This window comes from Litchfieldia sinesaloumensis (genome assembly GCF_900156865.1).
GTDB classification, from domain to species: Bacteria; Bacillota; Bacilli; order Bacillales; family Bacillaceae_L; genus Ferdinandcohnia; species Ferdinandcohnia sinesaloumensis.
Window position 1 is genome coordinate 1,714,031 of record NZ_LT732529.1, and the last position, 17,257, is coordinate 1,731,287.

Annotated in this window: 19 protein-coding genes; 7 read left to right on the forward strand and 12 right to left on the reverse strand. The window is 38.3% G+C overall.

The features are described 5' to 3' along the window. Positions 1-82: 82 nt before the first annotated feature. Together CZ490_RS08455 and CZ490_RS08460 are read right to left on the reverse strand one after the other, a co-directional pair. Positions 83-1,081, reverse strand: coding sequence for an acyltransferase family protein (locus CZ490_RS08455; protein ID WP_077618480.1), 999 nt, complete (start codon positions 1,079-1,081; stop codon positions 83-85). Positions 1,082-1,338: 257 nt separating this feature from the next. Beyond that, the gene (locus CZ490_RS08460; RefSeq protein WP_077618481.1) at positions 1,339-1,608 is read right to left on the reverse strand and encodes a hypothetical protein; all 270 of its coding nucleotides are present in this window, start codon (positions 1,606-1,608) and stop codon (positions 1,339-1,341) included. Between the two features lie 183 nt (positions 1,609-1,791). Between CZ490_RS08460 and CZ490_RS08465 the strand changes: the two genes are divergently transcribed. Further along, the gene (locus CZ490_RS08465; RefSeq protein WP_077618482.1) at positions 1,792-3,000 is read left to right on the forward strand and encodes an MFS transporter; all 1,209 of its coding nucleotides are present in this window, start codon (positions 1,792-1,794) and stop codon (positions 2,998-3,000) included. 144 nt (positions 3,001-3,144) lie between these two features. On the opposite strand, the gene CZ490_RS08470 is transcribed toward CZ490_RS08465, so the two are convergent. Continuing rightward, entirely contained in the window at positions 3,145-4,023 is an 879-nt protein-coding gene (locus CZ490_RS08470; RefSeq protein WP_200801630.1) for an SMP-30/gluconolactonase/LRE family protein, read from the reverse strand. A 263-nt stretch (positions 4,024-4,286) separates the two neighbouring features. On the opposite strand from CZ490_RS08470, the gene CZ490_RS08475 reads away from it, so the two are divergent. After that, positions 4,287-5,279, forward strand: coding sequence for a glycoside hydrolase domain-containing protein (locus CZ490_RS08475; RefSeq protein ID WP_077618483.1), 993 nt, complete (start codon positions 4,287-4,289; stop codon positions 5,277-5,279). Between the two features lie 46 nt (positions 5,280-5,325). On the opposite strand, the gene CZ490_RS08480 is transcribed toward CZ490_RS08475, so the two are convergent. Beyond that, positions 5,326-6,021 (reverse strand): AIM24 family protein, encoded by a 696-nt coding sequence (locus CZ490_RS08480; RefSeq protein ID WP_077618484.1) that lies wholly within the window; start codon positions 6,019-6,021, stop codon positions 5,326-5,328. A gap of 177 nt (positions 6,022-6,198) precedes the next feature. Here CZ490_RS08480 and CZ490_RS08485 point away from each other — a divergent pair, with 177 nt between their 5' ends. Both CZ490_RS08485 and CZ490_RS08490 read left to right on the forward strand, forming a co-directional pair. After that, positions 6,199-6,507: a PadR family transcriptional regulator gene (locus CZ490_RS08485; RefSeq protein WP_077618485.1), complete on the forward strand. Its 309-nt coding sequence runs from the start codon at positions 6,199-6,201 to the stop codon at positions 6,505-6,507. 17 nt (positions 6,508-6,524) lie between these two features. Then, entirely contained in the window at positions 6,525-7,691 is a 1,167-nt protein-coding gene (locus CZ490_RS08490; RefSeq protein WP_077618486.1) for a chromate transporter, read from the forward strand. A gap of 41 nt (positions 7,692-7,732) precedes the next feature. Here CZ490_RS08490 and CZ490_RS08495 read toward each other — a convergent pair whose 3' ends face one another. Next, on the reverse strand, positions 7,733-8,476 hold the full coding sequence (locus tag CZ490_RS08495) for an AAA family ATPase (protein ID WP_077618487.1): 744 nt from the start codon (positions 8,474-8,476) through the stop codon (positions 7,733-7,735). 149 nt (positions 8,477-8,625) lie between these two features. Between CZ490_RS08495 and CZ490_RS08500 the strand changes: the two genes are divergently transcribed. Beyond that, entirely contained in the window at positions 8,626-9,147 is a 522-nt protein-coding gene (locus tag CZ490_RS08500) for an HD domain-containing protein (protein ID WP_077618488.1), read from the forward strand. Between the two features lie 74 nt (positions 9,148-9,221). Here CZ490_RS08500 and CZ490_RS08505 read toward each other — a convergent pair whose 3' ends face one another. The 5 genes from CZ490_RS08505 to CZ490_RS08525 all read right to left on the reverse strand — a co-directional run bounded on the left by CZ490_RS08505 (position 9,222) and on the right by CZ490_RS08525 (position 13,681). Beyond that, positions 9,222-10,466, reverse strand: coding sequence for an aminopeptidase (locus CZ490_RS08505; RefSeq protein ID WP_077618489.1), 1,245 nt, complete (start codon positions 10,464-10,466; stop codon positions 9,222-9,224). Positions 10,467-10,571: 105 nt separating this feature from the next. After that, complete coding sequence (locus CZ490_RS08510; protein WP_077618490.1) at positions 10,572-11,153, reverse strand: YpmS family protein; 582 nt, start codon at positions 11,151-11,153, stop codon at positions 10,572-10,574. 24 nt (positions 11,154-11,177) lie between these two features. Continuing rightward, on the reverse strand, positions 11,178-11,957 hold the full coding sequence (locus CZ490_RS08515) for a GDSL-type esterase/lipase family protein (RefSeq protein WP_077618491.1): 780 nt from the start codon (positions 11,955-11,957) through the stop codon (positions 11,178-11,180). Between the two features lie 209 nt (positions 11,958-12,166). Beyond that, the gene (locus CZ490_RS08520; RefSeq protein ID WP_200801564.1) at positions 12,167-13,018 is read right to left on the reverse strand and encodes a metallophosphoesterase; all 852 of its coding nucleotides are present in this window, start codon (positions 13,016-13,018) and stop codon (positions 12,167-12,169) included. A 72-nt stretch (positions 13,019-13,090) separates the two neighbouring features. Further along, on the reverse strand, positions 13,091-13,681 hold the full coding sequence (locus tag CZ490_RS08525; RefSeq protein ID WP_234987206.1) for a YkoP family protein: 591 nt from the start codon (positions 13,679-13,681) through the stop codon (positions 13,091-13,093). A gap of 101 nt (positions 13,682-13,782) precedes the next feature. Between CZ490_RS08525 and CZ490_RS08530 the strand changes: the two genes are divergently transcribed. After that, positions 13,783-14,952, forward strand: coding sequence for an MGDG synthase family glycosyltransferase (locus CZ490_RS08530; protein WP_077618493.1), 1,170 nt, complete (start codon positions 13,783-13,785; stop codon positions 14,950-14,952). Positions 14,953-15,080: 128 nt separating this feature from the next. Here the strand turns inward: CZ490_RS08530 and CZ490_RS08535 are convergent, their stop codons facing one another. After that, positions 15,081-15,635, reverse strand: coding sequence for an SCO family protein (locus tag CZ490_RS08535; RefSeq protein WP_077618494.1), 555 nt, complete (start codon positions 15,633-15,635; stop codon positions 15,081-15,083). A 219-nt stretch (positions 15,636-15,854) separates the two neighbouring features. On the opposite strand from CZ490_RS08535, the gene CZ490_RS08540 reads away from it, so the two are divergent. After that, positions 15,855-16,475 (forward strand): YitT family protein, encoded by a 621-nt coding sequence (locus CZ490_RS08540; RefSeq protein WP_077621000.1) that lies wholly within the window; start codon positions 15,855-15,857, stop codon positions 16,473-16,475. 25 nt (positions 16,476-16,500) lie between these two features. Here the strand turns inward: CZ490_RS08540 and cysC are convergent, their stop codons facing one another. Further along, positions 16,501-17,103: an adenylyl-sulfate kinase gene (gene cysC, locus CZ490_RS08545; RefSeq protein WP_077618495.1), complete on the reverse strand. Its 603-nt coding sequence runs from the start codon at positions 17,101-17,103 to the stop codon at positions 16,501-16,503. Positions 17,104-17,257 lie beyond the last annotated feature (154 nt).

Below are 17,257 nucleotides of genomic sequence, written 5' to 3' on the forward strand. Positions count from 1 at the left end.
CTAGTCGTTTTTAACAAAAACCAAAGGGACAATTCTCAAATTCCCAGTGTGTACTGGAACCAAGAGAACAGTCCCTACGGATCTAAACTCTAATATACTTCTTTAGAATGGAAATTCTTAACTCGATTAACGGTTGTGTTATCGCGCGTATTGTTTTGGTTGACAATAGCAATGTTAGTATTAGTGAGGCAATGACCAGTATCGCAATATTTCCGACGTCACTTATAAGGTCAAGCCATTCACTATTTCTGAAATACTTAATAACAAATCCATGTAACAAGTAGACATACAATGTGTGTGGTCCCCAACTTGTGAAGAAATATTGTTTTTTTGGTAGCAATGAGAAAAACGCGACCGTCATTACAATGGATACCGAATAGATTGCTAATCTTATAAGCCCACCTAGATTTTCCTGAGAAAGCGTCTCATAGGACTTTGAACCAAGTAGCCAGCCGGTATTGAATTCTGGAATGAAGTAGTAACCAATAAAAATCGCCAAAAGAACTAACGCTGACCCCACCTGAACTGCAGGGCGTTTTAACGCTGTGAAATGTTCCTTTTTACAATAGAATCCTAGTAAAAACAGTGGGAAAAAGACAAAGGTTCGTGATAAACTTAAATAGTTTTCCACGAATGGTAGATAACCAACCCCAATTCCTACTAAGACCGCAATCGCCACCGACCATTTCATTGGCAGCTTCGTATACGCATACAGCATCACATTCCAACAAAACAAACTAATTAGAAACCAGAGTGACCACTGTGGATTAAAGGGTTCAAAGAGTAGTGACTCACCCTTATATAAAAAGTAATAATAAATTGTATACAGTAATTGAAAAATTAAATATGGAATTAACAGCTTTTTCGCCGTCTTTTTAATATAGCCTTCTTTCTTAAAGCCTTTTGCAAAATAACCAGAAACTAAAATGAATGCAGGCATATGAAACGAATACACAAAGTGATAAATTGTCATGACGATTTTATGATCATTTATAAAAGGCTGGATAAAATGTCCAAAGACAACAAGGAATATTAAAATGAACTTTGCGTTATCAAAATAATACTCTCGCTTAGTAGCCATCAAATAACCTCCAAACTATTGTTATCGTATTATAGCATCAGAAGGAGGTTGTTTATGACAATGTCTTTGATTTGTAAATGTCTTATCAACTAAGAGAACTCGTTTGTAATTATACTGAAAAATCTTAATCAAAATGAAACAACTGTAATGTAAGCAGTTAATCTCGACCGCTACATCAAATACAAGGCTATTTTCCACATAAAAAAATACTCAGCATCACTGAGTACTTCCTTTTTATGTATTAAATACTTAATATCTCAGCTCATATTTTCCGAAAGAAACGTTTTCCGTGCAAGTGCAATAGTAATTAGGAAAGCTGCAAAACTTAAAATAAAAAAGCCGGTTGTATATCCCGGTATACTCTTTACTGGCACACGATCATTAATTTCCATTCCAAGAAAATATATACCGATGCCATCTCCATCTACATTACTACCAATTGACCAAAGTTCTAATCCTTTCACGAATAACGTAACAGTCAAAAAAACTAGAACAACCGAAACCAGTAATTGTGTAGGTTTATTCAATTTTACACCTCCAAGATGAGAATAACATATTCTTCCAAGATGAAAAAGATAGTTTTTATAATTTTCTGTAAAGCAACCCAAAGTATTTCTAAACCCGAAACTTTCGCCCGTGAAAATATCCAAAAAATGTGTTACTATAAATCTATTATTAGTTAAGAACATACGTAGGAGATGGAAAATAACATGCCGACTTGGCAACGAAATTTATGGGTTCTTTGGATTGGAGTCTTCTTTACAGCCTCTGGTTTCTCAATGGTTATCCCCTTCTTACCTATTTTTCTATTAGAGATCGGGGTGCACGAAAACACTGAGTTATGGTCAGGACTAATCTATGGAGCAGCGTTTTTTGCAGGTGCCTTTGCGACACCTTTTTGGGGAAGAGTTGCAGACAAATATGGACGTAAACCAATGATCATAAGGGCAGGATTTGCCCTATTTCTTGTTTATACATTAATGGCTTTTGTGACAAATCCCTATCAAATCTTAGGACTACGAGTGATGCAAGGATTACTTACTGGATTTATTCCTGGTGCGATTGCCCTCGTTGGAACCAATACTCCAACAAAAAATGTGGGCTATGCCCTTTCAATGATCTCATCAGCAGCAGCTACAGGGATGATTTTAGGACCCCTTCTTGGTGGTGGGCTAGCAGAATTATTTGGTAATCGTTGGGCTTTCGGAAGTGCTGGAATCATTGTCTTATTTGCCACAATTTTAATTATTTTCTTTGTAAGAGAAGAGAATTTTAAGGCAAGCAAGGAAAAAGGATCTGTAATCAAGGACTTTAGCATCGCGATCAGCAATCGTCCGTTCTTGCTGGTATTAATTCTAACGCTAATGGTTAGCTGTTCTACAATGATTATTGACCCGATTCTACCTTTATACATTGCCGGTATCGCTAGTAATAGCAGCTATGCGACGTTACTAACTGGTTTTGTCATCGCATTACCAGGACTCGCAAGTGCATTATTCGCACCGGTATGGGGAAAATGGGCAGATAAAGTTGGCTTCCACCGCATCTTATTTATCGGACTTTTAGGGGCTGGGATTGGAACATTGGCTCAAATTATCTTTACCCATATCTGGGGCTTCTCGATGATTCGTTTTGTATATGGAATCTTTTTCTGTGCGATATTCCCCGCTCTAAACGGGCTCATTGTTAAATACACGCCAGAAGATTTTCGTGGAAGAGCTTTTAGTTTAAACCAAACAGCCAATCAAATTGGTGGTATGTTTGGACCACTGATTGGAGGTTTACTTGGAGGTATTTTTCCAACGCAAATGCTGTTCACTGTTACAGGAATATTACTATTAGTGGCTATGGCTACGGCCTATCTAAATAATGACCAACGAAAACAGTCCGTAAAACAAGTACTTGCAAAAAGTAAATAGTTACCTCATACGCGCTAGGCTCTAATAGCCTAGCGTTTTTAATGTTAATATTATATAAAAAAAAGAACTCCCAAATAGTAAGAAGTTCAATTTCTAGTATATTTTTAGAACCCTTCTGAACCCAGTTCCATGGAGTATTTATTTCTAACCTCTAAATGAAAAAGTTGGACTTCCTTTTATATCCAGTTTAATCCTAAAAAGCCCTCCTGATAAAGGGTAATTATTCAACTGTTCTTCACTTAATCCGGTTCTTGCAGTTGTTATATACAATTCACTCAGATCTTTTCCTCCAAATACACACGATGTTACATTCAATGCTGGGACCTCAATTGCGGTTAGTTGTTCTCCTGTTTTAGGATTCCATCTAGATACTTTTGAGCCACCCCAATGGGCAATCCACAACATTCCTTCTTCATCAATCGTCATCCCATCAGGGAATCCCTCACCTTCTGGGAATGTAATAATATCAATTGGATTTTCAATATCTCCCGTCTCAATATTAAAATTAAAACAACTAACCTTTTTAGTTAAAGTATCTATGTGATACATAAACTTATTATCCGGGGACCAAGCTAGCCCATTTGATAATCCAACCTTATCTAACTTCTTTTTTACTTTACGTTTTGTATCTAAGCAATAAAGAGCACCTTGCTCTTCAGCTGAAGATTTATCCATCGTACCCGCCCAAAAACGTCCATATGCATCGCATTTACCATCATTGAATCGATTATTTTCCAAATGCCTCTCCGGTTCATCAATTAGGATAACTTCTTCCGTAGAATAATTTAAAAAGTAAAAACCATTTTCCAATACCAATACAGCTTCGTCTATATTCCTAGGAACAATTGCTCCAACATATTGTTCTAACTGAATTGCACGGTTTTCATTTGTAACTGGATTAAAAATGTTTACCTTTTTTTCTAAAATATCTACCCAATACAATAATTGTTTTGCACGGTCCCAACATGGGCCTTCTCCTAGTGTCGCTTTTACATCTAGAACCAATTCTAATTCCCCTACCACAATACCACCTCGTCCAGTTTTCATCATATATACATTATTCTGTAATGAAGAGACGAATTCCTTCTTCTACTAAACTTCTCATCCTTGTTCGTCAGAATAGTTCTTAAACCTTATTATAAGAAACACCATCCAAGGGATCAACAGCACTAAAAATAAGAAGAATGAGTGAGCCCAACACTCGGGAAACATCAGAACCGCCTCCCCATACCCACACCACTCATTCACACCTCACATATAATAAAAAATCAAGGTGAGGTGATGACATGACAGAAACAATATTTAATCGAGTTTTAACAATCGTAATTGGGTTCCTTTTATGCTGTGCGGTGTATTTCTATTTTACCGAAGACAATCCTAAGCCTGTAGCATCAAACCCTACCGCCCAAGCACCATCAACACCCCCTCCTTCAACCAATGACAAGCCGCCTCAAGTCAACGAACAAGACAATGAGCAGAAAGAAAATAAGAATGAAAATGAAAAAAATAACGAAAATGAGCAAAACAACAATAAAGATGAACAGCCGAAGGAGCAAGAAAAGGAAAAAAACGAGAATGAGCAACAGCAAAACAGCGAAGAGCAAGCTAAACCAAGTGATGATTTACCTGATATTGTCTGGGGTATCGATTCCGCAAGCGAAACCACAACCGATTTTTATGCTTGTGTAAAAGAGAATTTCGGTGATCCCGTTATCTTTGGACGCTATTTAGGTGATCGTGAAGGAATTTCAGCAGGTCTTACTGAAGAACAGGTGAAAATCATCCATGCCAAAGGAGATTTCATCCTCCCAATCTATAACCATTTCAATGATGCGACAGGTTATGACAATGGTGTCTCCCAAGCAAATGAAGCTATTAAAATGGCGGATGAGCTTGGCATTCCTGAGGGTGTAGCGATATTTGCAGATATCGAACCAGATTACCCAGTAGATTCAGAGTTTATTAGAGGATGGTTTGAAACGATAGAAGGTTCACAGTATAAATCGGGGATTTACGGTGTCTTTGATCCCGAACAAGCACTATTTGCAGCTTACCAGGAGGCAGGTCAAAATAACCCTGCTATTATTGAACAGAACTATATATGGACAGCGGCACCAAGTATAGGTATTACAGCAGAAGCGAAAGCTCCTGAATTCAACCCGTCCGCCCCAGAAGGCTCACTGGCATGGGGTTGGCAATACGGATTAGACGCAGAAACCTGTAACATTGATACGAATCTTTTTAAAGGCGAACTCGTTGATGTCCTGTGGGGACCATAATGATGATAAAAAGAAGCATGGACCGAACCATGCTTCTTCACGTTGGTTAACTATTGGATTGCTGCATATAAACTTCTTCATACGGTTGAACAATGACAAAGCCACCCCCTTCAAACCTCATCTGGATCGACTCGCCACTACCGCGGCCAACAAAGGTTTTAAAGGATATATCCGTTTGAAACTCTGGCTGAAGATTCCCAGACCAAGCGACGGTTGCATTTGGATCGGTTATAACCGGCTTGCCTGGAGTTACCCGTAATGTGAGTGGTTCATAATGAGTCGTAATCGCTAACATTCCACTGCCCTCACAACGGACATTGAATAAGCCACCAGCCATCATTCCTGCTACACGTCTCATCAGCTTAATTTCATGTCTAAGTGAAGGTTCAAAAGCAAGTAGATCATTTCCATTTACGTAAATAGATTCGTTCTGAAGTTCTAGAATAATAATTTTTTTCCCGCTGTCGGCCAGGTATAATTTTCCTTGACCGTTTGCTTTCATCAATGAAGCTCCTTCACCAGTAAAAGCCTTCTTAAACATACTACTTAGACCATGCTCAAGAATCCCTTCACGCTCATACTTGATTTTCCCATTATAAGCAACCATGGAACCCGCTTTTGCCCATACCATTCCGTTCAAATTAACCTCAAGCATTCTAGGAGTCTCTAATTCAAACAGCCCTTCTCCCTTGTCCTCTTGTTCGGTGTTCCTAATAAATTCCGCGATTGAATATTTACTCATCGCCCCACATCCTTTCTTTACATTGTATTACGGTTGGCTTATTAAAAAGGTTTCAGAAATGTAAAGAGTTTGTAAACTTTCAACTCACCTCTTTCCACTATCACTTTTCCATGCTATAATTCCGATATCGATTTCCGATATTGATTATCAATATTAATTTGATAGGTGGTAAATGCAGTGGAAGACAAAATACTACGTAAACTTTTTCTCGGATTCATTCAGATTCACATTCTACACCATGCAAAGGAACATCCTATTTACGGATCATGGATGCTAGAAGAACTTAGAGAGCATGGATATACAATCAGTTCCGGGACACTATATCCCATTCTCCACAGCATGGAATCAGATGGACTTCTTGAAAAAGAAGAAAAAAATGTAGAAGGTAAAATTAGAAAGTACTATACCACAACGGATAAAGGAAATTCTATCCTTATCGAAGCTAGAAACAAAGCATACGAGCTCTTTAAGGAAATCAAAGATTAATTTGAGAGGAGAACAGAATGAAAAACTTACTAGAGATTTTACTAGTTTCAACAAGACTTGGGCTAACCTCCTTCGGTGGGCCAGTTGCCCATTTAGGTTATTTTCATGAAGAATACATTCGACGCCGTAAGTGGATGGATGAGAAAACATATGCAGACCTGGTAGCTTTGTGTCAGTTTTTACCTGGACCTGCAAGCAGTCAGGTCGGAATCGGAATTGGTGTAATGCGAGCAGGTGTCCTCGGTGGTATCGTGTCCTTCCTAGGCTTCACACTACCTTCAGTAATTGCACTAATTGTGTTTGCACTCATTCTCCAAGGATTAGATGTTGGAACAGCCGGCTGGATTCATGGATTAAAATTAGTTGCAGTTGCCGTAGTTGCCCATGCGATTCTTGGTATGGCACAAAAGTTAACTCCAGATTTAACGAGAAAAGCACTTGCACTGTTTGCATTAGTTGCGACACTATTATGGCAAACTGCTTTTACACAGGTTGGTGTTATCCTTGCTGCAGCAGTCTTAGGTTTTGTACTCTTTAAGAATCAAACAGACAGCGAGGTTGCAAATATAAAGGTTCCTATATCTCGAGGATTTGCTATTATCTGCTTAACATTATTCTTCGGACTACTCATCCTCTTACCGATTGTAAGAGAAGCAACCTCACTCGAATGGGTTGCGATGTTTGATAGCTTTTACCGTTCAGGTTCTCTTGTATTTGGTGGTGGTCATGTCGTACTACCTCTACTAGAACGAGAATTTGTTCCGACTGGTTGGTTAAGCGAGGAAGCCTTTTTAGCTGGGTATGGTGCTGCTCAAGCTGTACCAGGGCCACTGTTTACATTTGCTGCCTATCTCGGAGCTGTAATGAATGGCTGGCAAGGTGGTTTACTAGCAACGGTTGCTATTTTCCTACCCGCATTTCTTCTCATTTTAGGAACATTACCTTTCTGGGATTCTCTACGCAGAAACCCTAAGATTAAAGGTGCACTGATGGGAGTAAATGCAGCAGTTGTAGGTATTCTAATATCTGCTTTCTACCACCCGATTTGGACCAGTTCCGTATTCGCTCCGATAGATTTCGCGTTTGCAGCAATCTTATTCAGCATGCTTGTCTATTGGAAACTTCCACCTTGGATTGTAGTTGTAACGGGCGCTATTGGTGGAGCATTAATACAGTTAATTTAAGACTACCGGTTTGGTAGTCTTTTTGGCAGTTTCGTGGAATGCTAGTCCTCTTCATCCTCACGAAATAGCTCTTTTAAATACCCTTCTCTACGGTTTAAGAAGCCCATCGTAATCTGATAATGTTCGGTTTCCTCGTACTCAATCTCCTCAATCGGACTACTATCAAAATTATAAATCTGTGCCCCGGGATAACCCAGGAGGATTGGCGAATGTGTGGCAATAATAAACTGTGTATCGCCTGCTCTTGCCAGATCATGAATCACTCGTAAAAAAGCCAATTGACGTGCTGGAGACAATGCTGCCTCTGGCTCATCCAGCAGATAAATACTACGATCACCAAATCGATTTATGAATAATGACAAAAACGACTCACCATGTGATTGCTCGTGAAGCGACTTTCCGCCATATCCCTCATAGTTAAACGTAGGGTCCTCCTCTGCCAGTCGGTCTAAATAAGAGGCAAACTGAAAGAAGCTTTCTGCACGTAAAAAGAAACCCTGATTGACCTTTGGCATCCACGACAGCCGAATATACTCACTTAAGGCAGGTGTTGCATCTTCAAATGTATAATAATTATTTCGACCTCCTCCTCCGCTATTAAAACCACACTGGTGGGCTATTGCTTCTAGCAGAGTAGATTTTCCAGAGCCATTCTCCCCCACAAAAAACGTCACAGGCTCATGAAAATCAAGTTGGTCGAGCCCCCTTATACTAGGTATTGAAAACGGATATTCGCGTACATTATGTATGTTGTCAGACATTATTTTAACACTTCGTAAAAACACTCGATCACCACTCTATTCGAATTAAACTCATTTTAACATGAATAAATGGTTCTTCCACCTATTCCCAATCAAAATAGATGATAATATCTTGATATTATACAGAAGACATGATAAAATTCTAAAAATTTACTAGTAGGAGGCCAAATATAATGAGATACGTTACATTATCCGAAGTTTATACTCATAGAATTGCCCAAAAGTACCTGTCTCGCTCAGGGAAGGCTCATGCTATCGCGTGTGCATACCATGCGTTTAAAATGGCCAAGCAGCAAAATGTGTCAGTTGATCTTGCTACAAAGGCAGCTTTACTACATGACATGGGCCACTATACATGGTACAAAAACGGCAAATGGGATTATCGGCTGTACAAGGAAAATGACATTCATGCCATTAAAGGGGCAGAACGAGCACATAAGTTATTAATTCGATTAGGTGAAAATCCACAGTATGCAAAAGAAATTGCCTATGCGATTTTATTTCATACTGATTCGTATATCGAGGAAGGCTTTATCAAGCGTACCCCTCTTCAAGCCATCACAAAGCTTGCTGATGAAATGGATGAAGAAGAAGGCGGACTTCACCATTATCGACAAATTGATGAAGACAAAGCGAAGAACATGATTGAACGATTAGACGCTTTAGTTGAGGAAGAATTGGTTAAACAACAATAGTGTGATTTAAGATTTACAAAAAAAGCCCAAGAAACGGCTATTACTAAGCTGTCTCCTGGACCCCCTCATACATCTTATATCGCCCAATCTCCATTTCTGAAAATCGGAACAACTGTACCATCTTGCTTGATGCCATCAATATCCATTTCGCTTGAACCAATCATGAAATCAACGTGAACGGTTGACACATTCAGTCCATTTTCTCTCAATTGTTCCTCATTCATTTTGGTGCCACCTTGAAGATTAGTCGGATATGCCGCACCAATCGCAAGGTGATTGGATGCATTTTCATCAAACAACGTATTAAAGAACGTTATACCTGATTTTGAAATTGGACTTGGATCTGGTACTAATGCAACCTCACCAAGACCCGTTCCACCTTCATTATCAAATACCAATTTTTTCATAATTTCATCTCCGGTTTCCGCTGAGATGTCTACAATTTTACCATCCTTGAAATGAACTTCGATGCCTTCGATTAATGTACCTGCATAGCTTAAAGGCTTCGTACTACGAACAACACCGTCCATCCGACGCGTATCTGGAGCAGTATATACCTCTTCAGTTGGCATGTTCGCTATAAATTCCTCTTTTTTAGGATTGAAACTTCTTGCACTGTCCCAAATATGATTTTTCGGTAGGCCTAATTTTAAATCAGTCCCAGGTGCACGGAAATGAAGCGAATCAAACTGAATCTCATTTAATAGAGATGCCTTCTCGTTCAGAACTTTTGTATGTTCATCCCAAGCAGCGACAGGATCATCCTCGTAAACTCTGCATGTTTTAAAAATTTGGTCCCAAAGAGCATCAACCTGCTCCTCAGATGTTGCTAGATTTGGGAACACTTTTGCTGCCCAACCGGCTCCTGCCGCACCTGCAACAGTCCATTTCAAGTCATTATTTTGTGTGGCAACTCTTTGTACTTTAAAAGCCTTTGCCGCCTTACTCTGATATGCTGAAATTTTAGAAGAATCGACCCCACTCAACATTCCTGGATCACTAGATACAATCGAGAGACGACACACCTTATGATTTAAAACATGGTCATCAGATTCTTGAATTTCATACTCTGGAATATCAGTTAATACCTCTTCTGGCTGGTGAAGATAATGCTGTTTTGTAATTTCGTCATCAGACCATTTTACAATCACCTTTTGGGCACCAAGTGCATATGCTTCTTTTGTTACAAGTCGAGCAAGTGGAGCTTGATCAACCGTAATCGTCATTTTTACCCAGTCACCTTTTTGTACGTTAAGCCCATTTGCGACTAATAATCTTGCGTATTTTTGCAAATTTGCTTCAAAGTTTGGAAGAACCATATTATTACCCCCAATAAATTTATGTATATTGTTATACTAGCATATGTTCATTTACAAGTACTAATCAGGAGAAAAAAAGCAAATCAACTCTGATTTGCTTTTAACTTACTTGGTCGGAACTTGTAAGGTAAACCTTAATTCGTCTTTGCTTAGGTCAAAGGTTTCGACTGCAACCTTCATATCACTTTTCATTTCCATTTCAGACAAATACACATAAATATCCTGTTGCTTCGCATCAATTTGGACCCATTCAGGAAGATTATAATAATCATTAATATATCTTAGGACAAACGATACTGGTAAACTCACCTGTCCGACAGTAAATGCCTCCTGTTGCAAACGTAGATCGCCATTATCTAATACCTCGGGCTTAAAAGTCATCACCATATCAATTTCTTTTCCAAAAACGGTAATGGTTCCAAGAAGCATAACGCGCTCCGTCAATAATACCTTATAGTTTAACGGATTGTTCTTTGCTTCTTTTTTTAAGAAATTATTGATAACCCTCGTCAGGTCCTCTTTGTTCGTTTGAACCGACAAATTTACATATTCATTGGAATCCACAATTTCCTTCTTTTTGACCTCTTTATTCGGAGCAAAAAGGAACCCGAAAAACAGTAACACGCATACAAGATTGATTCCAATCAGTGTGAGAAAAAGAAATTTCCATTTGTTTCTTATCTTCATCCTAGACCCCCTCTACGAAGGAAATCACTCATTAATGATTGTCTCAAAAATCCTCTCACTCATTATTTCATACCCTTTTGCGTTAGGATGAAACTCATCATCCGCTAAAAGATTATCACTAGATTGACTAAATACATCGTCTAGCATCACAAATTTGGTACGCTCAAAGTTTGAAAGAATGTTTTGACTGCCTTCGTTCCAATTGTCAACAATTGTATTAATTTCCGTAGATAGGTCAATAAACCAGCCAAACGGATTGTAAAGGCCCACCAGGACAATTTCTGCATCACTATTATAATTTCGAATATTTTCAAGGACTTTTTCGAGGCGAACCTCATACTTTTCCTGTTCATTTTGAAACACATGAAGTGATAAATCAAAGAGGTTATCCTTTACGATTTTCATTATATCATTTCCACCGATTGTAATGATAATAATGTCAGCATCCGCAATCCCTTGTTGAACTTCCTCAATCTGCAATCGTTTAAGGAGATCAGTTGTTTTATGTCCTTTCACGCCGAAGTTCTGGATTGTAACTGATTTCACATCTTTTTCCTGGATTAATTTTTTCTCTAGTAAAGAAGTATATCCACCTTGCTTTGTTTCATCACCGACACCCTTTGTAAGAGAGTCGCCAATTGACGCAATCTGAATATCTTTTGGAATAAAATCATCGGGAATTTCACTTTTTGGACTTAGACCTGTATCGTGCTGACTGGTGGATTCACCCGTCGTCGCAGGCATAACCCCGGAACAACCACTCATTAAAAAACCAAAAATTAAAATAGCTAAAAACTTGTTCAAGTTACTCACCACATTTCCATTCAGACTGTTGTCTACAAGTTTAGTACTATAGCATACGTAAAAAAACCTTGAAGGATTCACATTTTGAGAAATATCTTGGAATCTTAGTACTATTTTTAGACAATTATTAAACAAGCCAACGCTTCTTAGTAAATGATGAAAAAAGACGTCTAAATGGACGTCTTCCTTTCAGATATACAATGGGCATTTTATATAGCTTGTCTATTACCTACATCCTCAGCACCTAGTGTTAACGTGTGTATAGTAATTTCTGGGTTACTGCGAACACGGATATTAATTCCTGTCTGCCCCAATCCTTCATTGATATAGAACTGTTTTCCGTCGTGTATGTGAAAACCTTTTATCATATTCATTCTAACAAGTTTCCCCATTTTCACCAAGTGATATGGTTTCGGGTAACAAATTTGTCCACCATGAAAGTGACCGGATAATAGATAATCAAAATGATAATTCTTCATATGCAAGACTAGGTTCGGATCATGGGTTAATACTAAATTGTAGCCTGTCTTTAATGACGCATAAGATTCTACCAGATTACTACGCTTCGTACTAAAGTCATCAATTCCAATCAAATTCAGACGATGCCCGTGAATCATGAAGGACTCATTTTCATTTTGGAATGTCTTTACTCCATTTTCGTTTAAAAGCTGCTTTAACTTCACAAAATTCTTTTGTCGTAATACATAATCATGATTACCAAACACGGCAAAAGTGCCATGTGTAGGTGCAATTTTTTTAAAAACGTCTAAATAAGGAATGAGTTTCGGTATACTGCGAGTACGGTCTAAAAAGTCACCTGTAATAGCAATGATATCTATCTTTTCATTCTTCACTTGTCTGTACAATTCATCAGGGGAAATCGATAGGTTTTCAAGATGTAAATCTGACAGGTGTAAAATCGTAACCTCTGTTGAATTCTGAATAGCTTGTTCAGGTTTCACAGCAATTTTATTTAACTTCACATGATATGTGTTTTTATTTGCTTTTCTAATAAAATAAAAAACTACTAGTATCGCGATAACTGCGAGCAGAAGTTTCATAAAAAAACACCACCTTCTCTCCTCCATTATAAATAATAGAAATCGAGAAAAGCAGTGGTAATGAATGGATGCTTACTTATACAGTTCAAATAGCTTATCTTTGGACATGAGTAAATACATAGGTGGCCTACGGATGTTTTTCGCTGAGATAGAAGATACTGACATACAATACATCGGGAGAATGACTAGGAATTTGAACCAGAGGTAGATTCTATTTGAAATTGCAACTGTTTCAAAACCTAATCGGTTGCTGCCCTTGTTTAACCCGGTAATCCCGATGATTCCTTTTATTTCATCCTTTTTGGGATGGTTATACAAATAGTTTGCAACCCCTGGCAATGCGGACTTTACATGGTTATAAATCACTCTTGCTTTTGACGTCTCTCCTTTAAGACTCATCAATTCTCTTAGTAACATTACATTATGTAAATGTATTTTGATTAATAGATCATTTCGTTTAATTTCGGTACCGTCAGAAAGGACACAAGGCCGTCCTTTATATTTCGTAACTCTCACTCGCAAGATTTCCTTGTCTTCAACGTATTTAAGGCGTGTAAACGCATAGTAAAGCGGATCTAGAATGGTCCATACTGTAATTACGCATACCTTCATTTTTGCGAGCATCGATATGATTTCTCCTTTTACTAGCTTTTTCAGTTTCATTTTCTCTATTTTCGGAAGAAATTATTTTGGAAAAGTTAGGAAGGATAAAAACGAGACACATTCTAAAAAATATAGATGTATGTTATGAAGGGGGATTTTTCATGAAAAGAATTCTATTTATGCCTTTCTTACAGCTTCCATCCGGTCATCATCAGGTGGCAGATGCAATAATTGATTCACTCGACCCCTCTTTCCACTGCGAAAAAATCGATATTTTGAATTATTCATATGGTAAAATCGAAGCCCTTGTCTCTTCTATTTACCTTAAGTGGATACACCTCTTTCCAAAAACCTATAGCTGGATTTATAAAAAATCTGTATTCCAACAAATTGAGCAGGATAAAAACTATCGTCTTTACGAGCTCCTTTTTAAACAATTTGTGCACAAACTCATTTTCGAAACAAATCCACATTTAATTATTTGCTCTCATGCATTACCTTCATACATGTTAAACAAACTAAAAGAAAAAAAGAAGCTGAACACTCCAGTTGTAAATGTCTATACCGATTTTTTCATCCATACGTTTTGGGGAATTAGGCATATTGACTATCATTTCGTCGCGCATGCGAACATGAAAACATATTTGTTAGACAAAGGTGTCAGTGAGGAAAAAATTTTTGTGACTGGGATCCCTGTTCATCCTCTATTGCAAAATGAATCTTCTAGGATATCGCAACCAGCTAATGGGCTGACTTGTACAATCATGGGTGGGAGTCTAGGTGTTGGCGCGATTGAAGAGCTTGTAGGAACCTTGCTTCAATCGAAAAAAATAACTTTCCAAATTCTTTGTGGCAAAAATAATCGCTTGTATACAAAACTAAAAAGTCTTGGCCACCCAAGAATCACCCCTCTTCGTTACATCTCATCACGCGAAGAAATGAATGAGCTCTATGAAAAAACAGATTTGGTCATTACAAAGCCTGGTGGTGTGACAATTAGTGAATGTTTAATGAAGCGAATCCCTACTTTTATCTATCACGCCCTTCCCGGCCAAGAAGAAATCAACCTAGACGAGCTATTGAAAATGGGTTTAGTTGTTAAATTACCTCACTGGGATGAAATTTACGATTTTGAGGGGTTATTGCTGAAAGAGGTTAAAAAGCTTAACCAACTTTATAAAAATATAGATGGATTTCATGCTCATCTTTCCCCAAAAACGGCAGGTGAACTTGTTCAAGAAATCATACATGAAAGGAGGTCGTTCCATGGAGAAGAAGGAACATATAGATTCACAGGAAAAACAAGAATTCCCGGAGCAAATCGCACGTAACTGCTATACGTTTACCAGCCACGAGCTGTTCTGGAGAGAACTTAACACAATAGTGGAAGAAGGCGTTGAAATGGCAGAGGATTAATGAATAATAAAAGGACTCCACCTGGATGGAGTCCTTACTTGTGCTATTGAATTTTTTTAATATCCTCAATGATTTCTTCATACGGAGTATTTGAGACTCCATCGTAATCCTTTAGGACCGTTCCATTTTGATCAACCAAATAAAAATTGATGACGTGCATAACTTGGTCTTGTCCTTCTGGTTTTGCAACTATTGCGGCAAAACTGTCTTTTGCAAATTTAGTAATCTCTTCTAAGCTGTATCCAGTTAACAAATGCCAGTTAGATAAGTCATCACTGTACCCTTCCGCATATTCCTTCAGCATTTCAGGTGTATCCACCTCTGGGTCCACAGAGAAAGAAACAAATTCAACATCTAGCCCCTCATCTTTTACCATTTGTTGAAGCTTGGCCATATGTGCTGACATCGGTGGACAAACCGTGTCACACTGTGTAAAAATCATATCCGCTATCCATACTTTTCCCTCTAAATCCTTCAGGCTTAAGCTTTCACCGTTCTGATCAGTATAGGAAAAATCAGAGACCTCATAATTAAGTGGATTAGCAATTCCACTATTCCCACAAGCAGCTAAAATAAGAATAAGTGCGATTACACCCATTATCTTTATCTTTTTCACATCTTCACCTGCATTCTTCTTTTTATGAATTCAAATCTTATTTTAAAGAACTTATTACAAAGATACAACTAAATAGGCTGTGAACAATTTTCGAACATATTGAATAGCTTGTCATCATAAAATGGACAAGGAGAGTTAGTTTTATTAGGGGGTTAAAGTTATGAGGTTCTATCATACTTGTCAGAAAGGTCATGTTTTCAAATGCCCAAAATTGTAATTACGTATGTATGTATCGTAGTTGGTGCACTATTACAGGGACTTGGCATGTCCTTATTTTTATTTCCTCATAATATCCCTTCCGGTGGAGCTGCAGGATTAGCAATATTGTTGAACCATTGGGTTCAGCTACCCTTAGGCATGTCCCTATGGATTGTCAATTTCTCCTTCTTGGTACTAGCTTTAAAATATTTCGGATTCACATGGACTGTGAAGACGATGATTGCTGTTACAATTACGTCGGTAACCGTTAGCTTCACGACAAACCTTGGCACATATTTAACACCCTTTTTCTGGCTTGATTTACTTTTGGGAGCGATGATTTTTGGAGTGGGTGTCGGGCTTTTAATCCGTAGCGGTTCTTCAAGTGGTGGAATGGTTATCCCGACTTTGATGATTGCACAATACAATGATTGGTCACCAGGTAAAGTGATGTTATGGCTGAATTTTTTCATTTTCCTACTAACAGCTTCTGTCATTGATATCCGAATTGTGTTTTACGCAATCCTCTGTCAGACTGTTTCTACCAATATTATTGACTTTATCTATCATCTGAGAGCACCTTCATTTATTACAACACCATCATTTGGTTGGAGAAAAAAATAAGTAAGAAAGCTGAATACTTTCTTACTTAAAGAAGAATTTCCCTATTCTTTAAATAGCTAATGATGGTTTCAACCGATTGAGAGATGGTTAATTTATCGCTTTCAATTACCAGTTCGGGTTGGTTCGGTTCTTCATAGGGGGAGCTAATTCCGGTAAATTCGGAGATCTCCCCGCTTCTTGCTTTCTTATATAAGCCCTTTGGATCACGATTCTCACAAACTGATATCGGACATTTGACAAAAACCTCAATAAATTCTCCGTCAGGAAACAGGGCTCTTACCTGTTCACGGTCCTCACGGAATGGTGAAATGAATGCTGTTGAGACAATCTGACCACTATCCACGAAAAGCTTAGACACCTCACCAATTCTACGAATATTCTCTTTCCGATCCTCTTTGCTAAAACCAAGTCCTGCATTTAAGCCATGGCGAATATTATCCCCATCGAGGACGTAGCTTTGAATATTGAGTGAAAATAACTCCTTATCAAGGGCATTTGCTAAAGAAGATTTACCCGATCCCGAAAGGCCGGTAAACCAAATTACACAGCTTTTATGATTATTTTGTTGTTGTCGTGCTTGTTTAGTTATTGTTGATTGATGCCAAATTAAATGTTGTTCTTCGCCCATATTCCCCACCTATCAAATACGCCTTGGCGAATTTGCGCCCGATTTTAGGCCCACAGGACGTGGGTCATGAAGATGTTGCCACATGATGTGGCGTATTTAGTCTTCGATCTTACTGCTCGAAAATTTACCTATTAAAAATCGTGGCATCCGCCGG